Annotated in this window: 15 protein-coding genes; 5 read left to right on the top strand and 10 right to left on the bottom strand. The window is 68.3% G+C overall.

The features are described 5' to 3' along the window. Positions 1–7: 7 nt before the first annotated feature. The 4 genes from ACP153_RS14775 to ACP153_RS14760 form a co-directional block, all read right to left on the bottom strand. Positions 8–709, bottom strand: coding sequence for an ABC transporter ATP-binding protein (locus ACP153_RS14775; RefSeq protein WP_424971776.1), 702 nt, complete (start codon positions 707–709; stop codon positions 8–10). After that, the gene (locus ACP153_RS14770) at positions 699–1,421 is read right to left on the bottom strand and encodes an ABC transporter ATP-binding protein (protein ID WP_424971775.1); all 723 of its coding nucleotides are present in this window, start codon (positions 1,419–1,421) and stop codon (positions 699–701) included. Before ACP153_RS14770 ends, ACP153_RS14775 begins: the two co-directional genes overlap by 11 nt. A 4-nt stretch (positions 1,422–1,425) precedes the next feature. Next, complete coding sequence (locus ACP153_RS14765) at positions 1,426–2,688, bottom strand: ABC transporter substrate-binding protein (protein WP_424971774.1); 1,263 nt, start codon at positions 2,686–2,688, stop codon at positions 1,426–1,428. A gap of 162 nt (positions 2,689–2,850) precedes the next feature. Further along, the gene (locus ACP153_RS14760; protein ID WP_424971773.1) at positions 2,851–3,144 is read right to left on the bottom strand and encodes a DUF1330 domain-containing protein; all 294 of its coding nucleotides are present in this window, start codon (positions 3,142–3,144) and stop codon (positions 2,851–2,853) included. Between the two features lie 226 nt (positions 3,145–3,370). On the opposite strand from ACP153_RS14760, the gene ACP153_RS14755 reads away from it, so the two are divergent. After that, positions 3,371–4,816, top strand: coding sequence for a PLP-dependent aminotransferase family protein (locus ACP153_RS14755; protein WP_424971772.1), 1,446 nt, complete (start codon positions 3,371–3,373; stop codon positions 4,814–4,816). 102 nt (positions 4,817–4,918) lie between these two features. Further along, complete coding sequence (locus ACP153_RS14750) at positions 4,919–5,323, top strand: tautomerase family protein (RefSeq protein WP_424971771.1); 405 nt, start codon at positions 4,919–4,921, stop codon at positions 5,321–5,323. On the opposite strand, the gene ACP153_RS14745 is transcribed toward ACP153_RS14750, so the two are convergent. After that, positions 5,320–6,183: a DMT family transporter gene (locus tag ACP153_RS14745; protein WP_424971770.1), complete on the bottom strand. Its 864-nt coding sequence runs from the start codon at positions 6,181–6,183 to the stop codon at positions 5,320–5,322. The genes ACP153_RS14750 and ACP153_RS14745 overlap by 4 nt on opposite strands. After that, positions 6,180–7,346: an aminotransferase class I/II-fold pyridoxal phosphate-dependent enzyme gene (locus ACP153_RS14740; protein WP_424971769.1), complete on the bottom strand. Its 1,167-nt coding sequence runs from the start codon at positions 7,344–7,346 to the stop codon at positions 6,180–6,182. Before ACP153_RS14740 ends, ACP153_RS14745 begins: the two co-directional genes overlap by 4 nt. 184 nt (positions 7,347–7,530) lie before the next feature. Here ACP153_RS14740 and ACP153_RS14735 point away from each other — a divergent pair, with 184 nt between their 5' ends. Next, positions 7,531–8,040: a GNAT family N-acetyltransferase gene (locus tag ACP153_RS14735; protein ID WP_424971768.1), complete on the top strand. Its 510-nt coding sequence runs from the start codon at positions 7,531–7,533 to the stop codon at positions 8,038–8,040. A gap of 3 nt (positions 8,041–8,043) precedes the next feature. Here ACP153_RS14735 and ACP153_RS14730 read toward each other — a convergent pair whose 3' ends face one another. Next, positions 8,044–8,943, bottom strand: a complete 900-nt coding sequence (locus ACP153_RS14730) for a LysR substrate-binding domain-containing protein (RefSeq protein ID WP_424971767.1) — start codon at positions 8,941–8,943, stop codon at positions 8,044–8,046. Between the two features lie 78 nt (positions 8,944–9,021). On the opposite strand from ACP153_RS14730, the gene ACP153_RS14725 reads away from it, so the two are divergent. Further along, positions 9,022–10,218, top strand: coding sequence for a hypothetical protein (locus tag ACP153_RS14725; protein WP_424971766.1), 1,197 nt, complete (start codon positions 9,022–9,024; stop codon positions 10,216–10,218). A gap of 5 nt (positions 10,219–10,223) precedes the next feature. Here ACP153_RS14725 and ACP153_RS14720 read toward each other — a convergent pair whose 3' ends face one another. Then, positions 10,224–10,982, bottom strand: a complete 759-nt coding sequence (locus ACP153_RS14720; RefSeq protein WP_424971765.1) for a pyridoxine 5'-phosphate synthase — start codon at positions 10,980–10,982, stop codon at positions 10,224–10,226. After that, positions 10,979–11,641, bottom strand: coding sequence for a pyridoxamine 5'-phosphate oxidase family protein (locus tag ACP153_RS14715; protein WP_424971764.1), 663 nt, complete (start codon positions 11,639–11,641; stop codon positions 10,979–10,981). Before ACP153_RS14715 ends, ACP153_RS14720 begins: the two co-directional genes overlap by 4 nt. Positions 11,642–11,789: 148 nt before the next feature. Here ACP153_RS14715 and ACP153_RS14710 point away from each other — a divergent pair, with 148 nt between their 5' ends. Beyond that, the gene (locus ACP153_RS14710) at positions 11,790–12,143 is read left to right on the top strand and encodes a cupin domain-containing protein (RefSeq protein ID WP_424971763.1); all 354 of its coding nucleotides are present in this window, start codon (positions 11,790–11,792) and stop codon (positions 12,141–12,143) included. A gap of 28 nt (positions 12,144–12,171) precedes the next feature. On the opposite strand, the gene ACP153_RS14705 is transcribed toward ACP153_RS14710, so the two are convergent. Next, positions 12,172–12,690: a DinB family protein gene (locus ACP153_RS14705; RefSeq protein WP_424971762.1), complete on the bottom strand. Its 519-nt coding sequence runs from the start codon at positions 12,688–12,690 to the stop codon at positions 12,172–12,174. Positions 12,691–12,704: the final 14 nt, after the last annotated feature.

Genomic DNA, 12,704 nt, shown 5'->3' with positions numbered 1-12,704 from the left:
CAGACCATCAGTGCACCTTTCCGAAATACGCATCGGCCACGACCTCATGGCTCAGATCTGCTGCCGCCCCCTGGAGCACGACGCGCCCCTCGGTCAGGCAATAGGCCCGATCCGCCGCGGCCAGCGCCTGGGTCACCGATTGCTCGACGATGAGGGTGGACATCCCCGCCTCCCGCACCTTGGCAAGGGCGGCATAGATGTCCTTAATCACCACCGGGGCGAGGCCCAGGCTCAGCTCGTCGCACATCAACAGATCCGGGTTCGCCATCATCGCCCGCCCGATCGAGACCATCTGTTGCTGCCCACCGGAAAGGGAGGTAACCGCCTGCCGCCGCCGCTCCTCCAGGATCGGGAACAGCCCAAAGACCTTGTCCAGCGTCCAGTCGCCCGGCCGCCCGCAATGGGCCCCCATGAGCAGGTTTTCCTCCACCGTCAGCGAGGAAAACAGCCGCCGCCCCTCGGGTACGCAGGCCACGCCAGCGGCCGTGATCGCCTCGGGCGGCGCTCCGGTCTGGTCCTTGCCATGGAAGCTGACCGCGCCATTGCGCGCCGCCAATCCCCCGGCAATCACATTGAACAGGGTCGATTTTCCCGCCCCGTTCGCGCCCATCACGGCCACGGTCTCCCCCTGGGCGATGGTCAGATCCACATCGAACAGGGCCTGAAACGCGCCATAGGAGGCGCTCACGGATTTCACCTCAAGCAGCATCGGCCGGCGCTCCCATATAGATCTCGCGCACGACCGGATCGTCCATGATCTCCCCCGGCGTGGCATCGGCCAGGATATGCCCGCCCGAGAGCAGGATCGCGCGATCCGCCACCTCCGTCAGCGCGTGCAGCACATGTTCGATCCAGACGATCGTCACCCCGGTCGCGCGAATGGTGCGGATCGTCTCCACCAGCGCGTCGCATTCCGGCTCGGTCAGCCCGCCCGCAATCTCATCCAGCAACAGAAGCTTCGGACGACTGGCCAGCGCCCGGGCCAGTTCCAGCCGCTTGCGCTCCAACAGGGTCAGATCCCCGGCCAGACTGTCGCCCTTCACCGCCAGCCCGCAGAGCTGCAGCACCTCGACACAATGAGTGGCCGCCTCCGCCTCGCGCAGGCCCCCGCCGAAACAGGCGGCGGTCAGGCAGTTTTCATAGACCGTCATGCCCACGAAGGGATGGGGCACCTGATAGGACCGTGCGATCCCCAGATGACAGCGATCCGCCGCGGGCATGGCGGTGATCTCCGCCCCCTCCAGGGTCATTCTTCCGCCATCCACGGGCACAGTGCCCACGATCAGGTTGAAGAGCGAGGTCTTCCCCGCCCCGTTGGGACCGAGAATTCCCAGCGCCTGGCCCCGGGGGACCTCCAGCGAGAGGTCCTCCGCGATCACCACCGCGCCGTAGGCCTTGTTCAGATTGCTCAGGGACAGCATCCGCTTACCCGATCAACTGCAGCGGGCCGCCCACCGGAATATGCGGCGAGGTTCCGTTATTGGTGATCACGAGATCCGTGCCCGTCTGCCACTGCCCGGCCACCAGGTCCGTGGTCGAGACATTCTTGACCGGTCCCCTGGACCAATCCACCGGGCCCACCACAGATTGGTAGCGCGTGGCGGCAATGGCATCGCGGATCGCCTCCGGGTCGAGGGTCTCGGCCCGCTTGATCGCGTCGATCGCCACCTCAAAGAGCGCATGTTTGAAGCCCAGCGGCTGGGTCCAGGGCCGCCCGGTCGCGGCCATGTACTCTGCGGCGAGCGCCTGAGCGGTCTGCCCGGTCAGACCCGAACGATAGGGATGGCTCGGCGACCACCACACCTCCGTGGTCAGCCCCATGCCCCGCGCCCCCAGACTGTCGATCACAGACGGGAACAGCAGCGCCTTGCCAACCGTGACCACTTTGGGTCGGAACTCCTGCTGCGCGGCCTGCTGCCAGAAGGTGGCGAAATCCGGCGGGATCATCACGCCGGTGACTATCTCCACCCCGGCCTGTTTGAAGGCCGAGATCTGGGCCGAGAAATCATCGTTGAGCGGCTGGAACCGCCCCCCATCGACCAGGGCAAAGCCTGCCTCCGCCAGCGGCGCGGGGAAGCCATTGACCGGATCGGCCCAGGCATTGCCATCGGGATCGTTCGGGAAAAGTCCGCCCACCACCGGGGCCGCGCCAGAGCTCCGCCACATGTCGAGAAAAGCGCCGACAACCCCCTCGAGCCCCCAGAAGAAGTGGTAAGTATAGTCAAACCCCACCGCCGGGTCGCCGTTGCGGCCAAAGAAATGCGCCTGCCAGGGCGTGTCCGTGGTGATGCAGGGCGTGCCGTTCAGCTCCGCCTGATCCGCCGCCGGGTTGGTCGTGTCCGGGGTCGAGGCCGCAAGCAGGATCGACACTTCCTCATCCAGCAGCAGATCCGCCGCCACCTCCGCCGCCCGGTTCGGGTTCGACTGGGTGTCGCGCACGGCGATCTCGATATTCACCAGACCCTCTGGCGTCTCGATCCCGCCAGCAACAGCCTTGCGGACCGCATCAATCACGTATTGATCCGCCTCCCCGAAGGAGGCAAGCGGCCCGGTCTGGGGGCTCACAAGCCCCAGTTTCAGGGTTGTCGCCGCATGGGCCCCACTGGTGGAGCGCAGATAGGCGGGGGTTGCAAGGGCAAAGGCCGCCCCTGTTTTCAAGGCGTGGCGGCGTGAAAATCCTGTTGGCATTGGTGTCCTCCCAATATTGGCTGAACAATCCGTACCAATTGATCTGTTATTGGTCAACCAATTTAGAAATTGATCGCGCAAGAGGCCGCAGACCCCCGTCCCGCGCCTTGAAAAACAAGGGCGCGGGCTGGGATCGCTTGGGCAACTCCGGCTGTGAGGGGCCTAACCGCCTTCGTCAAAGAGCAGGATCGTCATCTCGCAGGCCCGCTCGCGCAGGGGAATCAGCGCCTGGTAGCGTGGTGAGGCGAAGAACGCCTGCGCCTCCGCCATGCTCGGATAGCGAAAGACGGCCCCGACCGTGGGCGCACCCGCTGCCCCGGCCATGCAGGCGGCGAACTCCCCGCGCCCGACAACCTCCACCTGGAAATCCGCCATGATCTCTGCTGCCCGCTGGACGTACTCGGCAAAGGCGGCAGGATCCTTGATCTGCGCATAGGACAGGTTGAGCACGGGCATGGGCCCCTCCTTTGGCTGCGATGCGGGGCAATCCTGCCACGCCCGGGCGCATCTCCGGGCCGCGAACCCCGCTGGCCTGCGGAATTCGTCTCAATCTGGTTCCCCGTCCGGGCCGGGGGGCGGCTAAGCTATCCCTCCCTCAAAGGACAACACTGCTGACCTTTCACTTGCCCCATCGCCGGGCCTGGGGCAAACTGGACCGTAGATCACGTCAGAATGCAGAGCCATGATAGAACCACTTGAGATCGCCGCCCTGATGGAGAAATTCGCGCCCCCCGATGCGGGCAAGGCCACGGCCCTGCGTCTGGCCATCCGGCGCGGGGTGACAGAGCGGGTCCTGCGCCCCCAGGACGAGCTGCCTTCCACGCGCAAGGCCGCCACGGCGCTGGCCATGTCGCGCAACTCGGTGATCGAGGCCTATGAAGGGCTGCAGGCCGAGGGCGTGATCGAGACAAGGCGCGGCGCCCGCCCCCGGGTCTGTGCCCTGCCGGACCTGCGGCCCGCCCAGACGCCCCGCCCGGCCCCCATCGCCCTCTCGCAGCGCGGCCAGCGCCTCAGCGCCAATCACCGCGAGGGCTACCGGGTGGGCAGGATCGACGCCTTTGCGCCGGGCCTGCCGGATCCGAGCCTCTTTCCCCGGGATGACTGGGCGATCTGCCTGCGTCGGGTGGCGCGGCGCAATCGCGGCGGGCTCGACATGTATGAGGAGTACCAGGGCCTGCCGCTCCTGCGCGAGGCGCTGGCCCTCCACCTCAAGCGCAGCCGCGGGGTCTCGGTTTCCCCGGATCAGGTCTTCATCCTGCCCTGCACCCAGAGCGCCATGGCCCTGATGAGTGATCTGCTCACGGATCCCGGCGATCACGTGATGATGGAGGATCCCTGCTATGCGGGCGGCAAGGCGCTCTTTGCCGCCAAGGGGCTGGTGACCCGCGCCCTGCCGAGGGACCTGCCCAGAGACCTGCGCATGGGCCCTGGGGCGGAGCCTGCCAAGATGATCTATGTGACCCCCTCGACCCAATACCCGACCGGCACGCGGATGAAACTCGCCCGCCGGATGGATGTGCTCGCCTATGCGGAGGCGCAGCAGGCCATGGTGATCGAGGATGACTATGACGGCGATTTCGTCTGGAAAGGCGCCGATGTCCCCCCGGTCTTCTCCCTCGACAAGGCCGCCTCGGTCGCGCTGATCGGCACCCTCTCCAAGAGCCTGATGCCCGCCATGCGCCTCGGCTGGCTGATCGTGCCCCCTGCGCTGGTCACCCCGGTCCGCCGGGCACACCGCGCCCTGGGCAGCAGCGTGAACACCCATGTGCAGGCCGCCATGGCCGAATTCATCAGCTCGGGCCGCTTCGCCCGCCACCTGCGCATCACCGCCCGCACCTATCAGGAGCGGATGATCTGCCTCACCGACGCCCTGCAAGCGGGGCTCGGGCAGGATGCGGATGTCTCGCGCCCCGATGGCGGGCTGCAGGTGATGCTGCGCTTCCCCGAGGAAGTGGATGATGTCCGCCTCCACGACCTGCTCTGGGACCGGGGGTTTCAAATGCTGCCCCTCTCGCGCCTCTGCATCGAAAGCCGGGAACGGGGCCTGATCATCGGCTTCGCCCGCGCCACCCCCAAAAGCTCCGCCCGGCTGGCCACCGCCATCGCCGAGGGTCTCGCGGCGCTCTGAGCCCCGAGGAACTGGCCTGCGGATCCCGGGCGCGACTGTCCCTCGCGCCGGGGACGGGCGGGGCTAGACTGACGCTCCCAGATCTTCGGACCGGAGCCCACCATGCCCTTCACCCGCATCTCCCTGCGCCGCGGCAAGGACGCCGCCTATCACGCGGCCCTGCGCCAGGGCGTCTTCACCGCCATGCGTTCAACCTTCGATGTGCCCGCCGAGGACCGCTTTATCGTGATCCACGAACATGACCCGAGCAGCTTCGACTTCGGACCAAACTATCTCGACATCGCGCGCTCCGAGGATCTGGTGATGATCCAGATCACTGCCAACAACACCCGCAGCACCGCCCAGAAACAGGCCTTCTACAAGGCGATTTGCGACACCCTCACCCGCGACCCCGGTCTGCGTCCGGAAGATGTCTTCATCAGCCTCGTTGAGGTTGCGAAGGAAAACTGGTCCTTCGGCCATGGCCTTGCGCAATATGCCGAGCCCATCTCTGCGCGCGACGCCTAGGCCGCCCGCGCCGCGCGCCAGGCCAACAGGCCCGACAGGGTAATTAACGCCCCGCCGGCCAAGGTCGCGGGCCCGGGCAAGTCTCCGAACAGGACAAACCCGACGACAATCGCGCCCAGCAGCTCCAGATAGACAAGCGGGGCCAGCACGCTCGCCGGGGCCAGCTGAAACGCCCGGATCACCATCAGATGCACGCCCGCCGAGACCCCACCCATGAGCAGGAACACCACCCCGTGACCAGCCTGCGGCACCTCCCCGCTGAGCATCGCGAAGGGCGTCAGGAGGAGCGCGCCAAACCCGCATTGAAAGAGCAGGGTGCGCAGCGGGTGCCGCTCCCGCCCCGCGAGCCGCGTCGCCACCAGATAGACCGACAGGCACAGCCCCGCCGCCAGCGCCCAGAGCACGCCCGCCCCCGGATCCTGCCCGGGCTGCAAGGCCACGATCACACCGGCAAAGCCACAGGCGAGGCTCGCGAGGATCCGCCCGGTCAAACGCTCCCCCAGCAGGGTCACCGCCAGAAACAGCGCCACCACCGGCCCGACAAAAAAGGCCACGATCGCCGTGGCCAGATCCGTGCTTTGCAGGCTCACGAAAAACAGCGTCATCGCCAGCACGAGGCAAATCGTGCGCCCCCCATGCAGCGCCAGATCCCGACGCGGCAGGAGCGGCCCGTCGCGAAGCACCAGCGCCACGGGCAGCACCACGCAAAACGCCACCGCATAGCGCGCCCAGGCGATGAAGGTCGGCGCATACACCTCGGAGAGGTACTTCGCCGCCCCATCCACCCCCGAGACCAGCAGCGAGGCCCCCGCCATCAGGCCCAGCCCCGTGGCGACAGAGGCTTTGCGCGGCCCGGTCACGCCGGGGTCGGCATCTCGGCCAGAGCGGCCTCCAAGGCCGCCAGCCCCTCCGCAAGACCCCGACGCGCAAAACCGATGCGGAAATGCCCCTCCGGGGTCGCGCTGGACTGGGAGGGAAAGGTCGAGGCCGGCACCACGAAAATCCCATGATCGTGCAGCAACCGCTGGGCGAACTCCTCCACAGTGCCTGGGCCAAGATATTTCGGATAGGCAATGCTCCCACCCACAGGCACCGCCCCGGCAAAGCGCGTCGGGTGCCGGGCGAAACATGCGGACCAGAGGGCGATGTTTTCGTCGATGATCCCGCAATTGCGCGCGAGGATTCGGTCGCGCTGGCGCAGGGCGATCTCGCCGAGCCACTCGCTCGGCCCCGCCGGACAGACCGAGAGGTAATGCTTGAACGCCTCCAGCTCCGACAAGAGCCCCTGATCCGGCGTTGCCACCCAGCCGATCCGCAGCCCCGGCAGGCCGTAAGCCTTGGACAGCACATTGATCGACACGCCGCGCTCATAGACATCCGCCACCGCCGGAACATGGGGCGCCGCCGAGGGCCCGAGCCCGTGGAACACCTCGTCATTGACCAGATAGAGGCCCCGCGCCCGGCAAAGCGCCACCAGTTCGGCCAGCGCCGCCTCGGACAGGAGGGTCCCCGTGGGGTTATGCGGGTAGTTGATGACAATCGCCCGGGTCTCGGGCCGCACCGCATCGGCCACCGCCTGCAGATCCAGCGCCCAGCCCTGCGCCGGGTCCAGCGGAACCCCCGTCACCGCTCCCAAAGCCCAGGGCAGCGCCTCATGGGACTGGTAATTCGGCGTCACCGCGACCGCATGATCCCCGGGGGACAGAAGCACATTGAGCACCGCGAAAATCGCCTCCCCCGCCCCGGCAAAGGCCATGACCGTCTCGGGACTCTGCCGGGTGTAGGTGGCCGCAATCGCCGCGCGCAGCCCTGCGCCGCCCCGGATCGCCGTATAGCCCAGACCCCGGGACAGAAAGGCAGCCTCCGCGCCCGGCCCCGCCATCTCCAGAAGCTCGGCGATGCTCAGGGTCTGCGCATCGGACGCGCTCAGATGGTGGCGCGCCCCATAGGCGTGATCGGCCACGTATTTCTCCAGTTGAAAATCGGGCAGATCCCGCGCCAATCCCTTGCCTGTTCCGTCCATTCCCGTGGCCTCCTCTGGTCTCGATTGCGCGCGCGCCTGCGCGTCCGCCCCAGCCTAGGATCCCACAGCCCCCCGCGCCGGAGCCACGTTTTCAACAAAGACGCAGGCCAGTTCGCCCGGGACTGGCGACCGGCAAAGACGGGATTACACTGCGCGGGCACAGCCCTTGGAACACCCTCCTCCCATGTCCCTTATCCCCACACCCCCTGCCCTCACATCCGCCGATCTGCGGGATCTCGACCCGCGGGATCTGGACCGGCTCGCGGCCCTGCCCGTGAGCCTCGCGCAAGAGGAATTCGGCGGCAGCTTTGCCGAGACGATCGCGGACTGGCGGGGCTGCGACTCTCCGAACCTGCTCGGGCTTGGCTTTTTGCTGGACCGGGTGCCGGTCGGTCTCGTCCTTCTGAAACGCCCGCCCCTCTCTCCGGACTGGGTGCCGGAGGCAGCCGTCTCGCTCCATGCTCTGAAAATCGGCGGCCCCTATCAGGGGCGCGGGCTGGGGCGTCGCGCCTTCGAGCTGACCCTCACCGCCGCCCGGCAGCACTGGCCCGAAGCGACGACGCTCGCGCTGGCCGTGGATGACGGAAACGCGCCCGCCCTCGGCCTTTATTGCAGCCTCGGCATGACCCCCTGCGGCCCCGCCCGTCAGGGCCGGATCGGGTGGGAGCATCGCCTGACCCGCCCCCTCCCCTAGGGCTCAACCCTCGGCAAAGGCCGCCACCACCCAGTCCAGCAGCGCCAGAAGCGCCGCATTGGGCGGAACATCTCGCGGATAGACGAACCAATAGCCATAGCGGGCCTGCAACCGGGTCGGAAACGGCGCCACAAGACGGCCCGCAGCAATGTCATCGGCCACCAGATGGGACCGCCCGAGGGCGACCCCCGTCCCCTCGATCACCGCCTGCAGGATCGCCGTATCATCGCCGAGCTTCGGCCCCTCCGGCGGGCGCGCCTCCAGACCTGCGGCGGCGAACCACGCCGCCCAATCCTCCGGGATATCCCCATGGAGGAGCTGCGCTCGGAGCAGATCCTCGGGCCGGGCGAGCCCCAGCGCGCGCGCATAGTCCGGCGCTGCCACCGGCGTCACCGTTTCGGCGGCCAGCGCATGGGCGACCAGCCCCGGCCCCGGTGCAGGCCCATAGCGGATCGCCGCGTCGATCCCCTCGGCGGCGAAATCCACCAGATGGCGCGACGCCGTGACCCGCAAATCGATCCCCGGATGGGCCGCCACGAACCGCCCGAGCCGCGGCGCCAGCCATTTCGCCGCCACCGAGGGCAGCATCGAGACCGTGACCACCGTCTCGGACCCGGCCACCTCGGCCACCGCCCGACGCGCCTCGCCTAGGGACCGCCCCAGCCGCTCCGCCAGCCGCTGACCCAGAGGCGTCAGGCTCAGCCGCGCCCCCCGCCGCAGGAACAGCCGCACCCCCAGCAGCCCCTCCAGATCCGCGATCTGGCGCGAGACCGCGCTCTGGGTGATGCCCAAGGTTTCCCCCGCAGCGGTGAAATTGCCGAGCTCGGCGGCGGCGACAAACACCTCGAGGCTGCGCAGGGACGGACGGGGACCCGGCATCCCCTTGGCATGATCTGAACTCATGTTGCTATCCGTTATTACTCATTTTGGGCACGGCTTCTGCGTCTCTATCATGATTTCATCACATCTTGGAGGCGCCCCATGGCCCATCTCTTTCCGGCCCGACCAGCCCTGCCCCGGCGCCTGCCCGATCTGCCCATCGTGGTCTGGATGGTGCTGATCACGCTCAGCCTTGGCCTTGCGGGCGGGCTGAGCGCAGGGGAGCTGATCGGCACCTATAATGACGGGTTCGGCCGCGCCCTGGGGGAGTTCGCGCTGATCCTCCTGCCCTCCTTCGTGCTGGCCGCAGCCCTCGCCGAGGCACAGATCGCCTCGCCGGGGGCGGGCCGCGTGGCCGCCCTTGCCGCGCCCGTGGCGGGGGCCGGGATGATCTGTCCGGACACGGCCTATGCCGCGCTCTCCCCCGCGGCGGGGCGCGCCAAGCTCGACATGGCCTTTGGCGCCTATGCGGGGTTCAAACTGCTCTATCCGGCGGGGCCCCTGCTGGTGGCCACGGGGCTCGGCGTCATGGGAGAGGACGGGCCGGGCACGGCCCTCGCCCTCTATGGGGCGGCGCTTTTGCTGCCGGTCTGGGCCGTGGGCGTGCTCTGGGGGCGGCTCTTGGGTCGGACGCCGCCGCGCCCTGCGGACACAGCTCAGCACCCACAGAGGGAAATCCTGCGCGCCTTCGCGCCCTTTGGCCTGCTGGCAGCCCTGCTGATCGCCGGGGCCGCGCGCGGCCCTACCGGACAGGGCGCCGTCGATTTTCTGCTGCAGCCCAAGGGCGCCCTTCTGGCCGCAGCCAGCCTCGCCCTGATCCAGACCGCGCCCGGCCAGCGGCGCGCCTGCTGGGACAGTGCGGTGCGGCGGACCGGCGCGCTCCTTCTGGTGATCGGCGCGGCCAGCGCGCTTGGCGCCGTGCTCACCCGGCTCGTGCCCCTCGGCGCCCATGTCCCCACCCAGAGCGATCTCCTCACCCTGATCGGGCTTTTCCTGCTGACCGTGGCCTTCAAGCTGATCCAGGGCTCGTCCATGGCGACCTTCGCCGCCGTGGCCCCGGTCGCCGCCCCGATCGTCAGCGCCGCCGGGATTAGCCCCACCGCCGCGGTCTTCGCGATCTGCCTCGGCTCCTTCATCGCGATCCTGCCCAATGACAGCTATTACTGGCTGGTGCGCCGCGACGCCCTCGCCGCCGAGCCCCGGGACACCAGCGCGATCTGGATCCTCGCGGGCGGCTCGATCCTGCAGGCCTGCACCGGGATGGCGCTGGTCCTCGGCGCGGTGCTCCTTTGGGCCTGACCCGCTCACCCGGCCCGCGCCGCACCCTCGGACGCGCAAGCGGCCAGATAGCGCGCCACGGTCTCGGCCATCCCGAAGCGCAGCGCATCGCAAAAGAGGGCATGCCCGATCGAGACCTCGTCGATCTGCGGCACCCGCGTGAGGAGGGCCCGGGTCCCCGGCACGGTCAGGTCATGGCCCGCATTCACGCCAAGCCCGCAATCGCGCGCGGCCTTCGCGGCCACCTCCAACCGCTGCAATTCCCGCGTGGCCCCCACCGGGTCCCCGTGGCACGCACCATAGGGCCCGGTATAGAGCTCGACCCGATCCGCCCCGATGGCCGCCGCCGCGCCCATCTCGCCGGGCTCCGCATCGGCAAAGAGCGCGACGCGCCCGCCCAGCGGTTTCAGTTCGGCGACAACCTCGCGCAGGAAATCCGCTTGATCCCGAAACGCCCAGCCATGGTCGCTCGTGGCCTGATCCGGGGCATCCGGCACGAGGGTGACCTGCGCCGGTCGCACCTCCGCGACCAACGCCAGAAACCGGGCCTCCGGATAGCCCTCCAGATTGAGCTCCCGATCCGGGAACTCCGACGCGATCAGATCCCGCAAGGCACGCACATCCCCGGCGGTTGTGTGGCGCGCATCCGGGCGCGGATGCACGGTCAGCCCCGCCGCCCCGGCCTCCAGCGCCAGACGCCCGAGCCCCACCACATCCGGCCAGGGATGACCCCGCCGGTTCCGCAGCAGGGCCGCGACATTCATGTTCACCGAAAGTTGGGTCATCCCGCGCGCCCCAGGCTGAGCGCCGTGACATGCTCCGGCATCGCCACCCCCTCGAGGTTGCGCGGATCCGGCACCGGCGCGCCGACCTCCATGCGCACGGGCACCACCCCGGCCCAGATCGGCAGGGCGTAGTCCTCCTCCTCGTCGCTCGGCCCACCACTGCGCAGCTTGGCACTGCCCTCGGCAATCGGCATGCGCAGCACCATCGTCGCCTTGAGATCCTGCGCCGTGTCCGGCCGCAGCCCCTCATACCGCCCGGGAAAGAGCCCGTTCACAAACGCCGCCAGCGCGGTCAGCTTCTCCTCCGGGTCCGTGACCTTCTCCGCCATGCCGAACAGGGTGACCGAGCGCGAATTGACCGAATGGTGCATCCCCGATCGCGCCAGAACGAACCCGTCAAGGATCGCCACCGAAAGGCAGACCTCCGCGCTGCTCGAGTTGCGCAGGGTCCGGCTCGCCGAAGAGCCATGCCAATAGACATGGTCCCCCATGCGCCATTGCAGGGTCGGCGTCACGAAGGGCGCGCCGTCGATCGTGTAGCCCACGCTGCACATAGGCTGGGCGTCGAGGATACCGTAAACCGTCTCGCGGTCGAATTGCCCCCGCTCGTGATATCGGCGCAGGCGGGAGCGGTCGGTGATGGAAAGGGCGTCTGTCATGGTCTGTCTCTGAAGTGGTCTCTGGGATGGTCTTGGGGGGTGATGATCAATCTGGCCCCCTAGATCGCAGCATTTTTGGCCCTTGAGCATGACCACTTTTTCATGACTTTGCTGAACCAATTCCCATGAGCCATCGCAGGAGCCGAAGATGAGTGTCGCAAACCGCCAGACCACACCGCCCTACAGCTGGGGCGCGGGCTGCACGGGCTGGCGCCTGGTGGACACGCCCGGCCTCACGGTCATCGAGGAGGAGATGCCCCCCGGAACCGCCGAGATCCCGCATCTTCATAAGGTCGCAACGCAGGTCTTCTATGGCCTCTCAGGCCAGCTCACCCTGACCCTCGCGGGACAGACGTCGACGCTCGGGCCGGGCGATGCGCTCCGGATCCCGCCGGGCACCGCCCATGAGGTCCGCAATCCTGGTTCGGAGGCGGCGCGCTTTCTGGTGATCTCAACCCCCAGCACCGCCGAAGACCGGATCGCAGTGCCGATGCTGGGCTGACCCCTGGCGCACGCCTCCACGCCCCTCGTCAGGCCTGCGCCTCCTGCACCAGCAGCATCTGCAGATCCGTGGGTTCGGGCGTGGCCCCGGCAGCGGTCAGCATGGCGTGCACCTGCCCGCGATGATGGGCCTGATGGTTGAAAAGATGCACCACGTTGAAGGCAAAGGGCGTCTCGACCTGCTCCGGGCCGCGCTGCCAGGCGGTCACCCCCGCCAGATCCTCCGGCGTGAGCCCCTCGGCCCAGTGCAGGATCTCGTCATCCGAAGCGGCCCGCGCCGCAACGAACGCTGCCCAGTCCCTTGGCGCCTCGGTATAGGGGTGACGCGCGCCGATCTCCGCCGCCTCTGCCTCCGCCCCGCGCAGCCGCGCCAGCCAGACCCGATCATCCCAGAGGATATGGTTCAGCGTCTCGGCGATGGAGCGAAAGAAGGCGCCCCGATCCTGCCAGCGCGCGGCATCACTCAGGCCGCTGGCCGCTGCGACAAGCGACCGGTTCTGCCAGCGATTGTAGCGCGCCAGGGTCGTGGCATAGTCCGTGGTGATCATGATCTGTCCTCCGT

The sequence above is a fragment of the Dinoroseobacter sp. S76 genome, from assembly GCF_049801095.1.
Classification (GTDB): domain Bacteria; phylum Pseudomonadota; class Alphaproteobacteria; order Rhodobacterales; family Rhodobacteraceae; genus Dinoroseobacter.
This window is presented reverse-complemented; position numbering and strand designations above follow the sequence as displayed.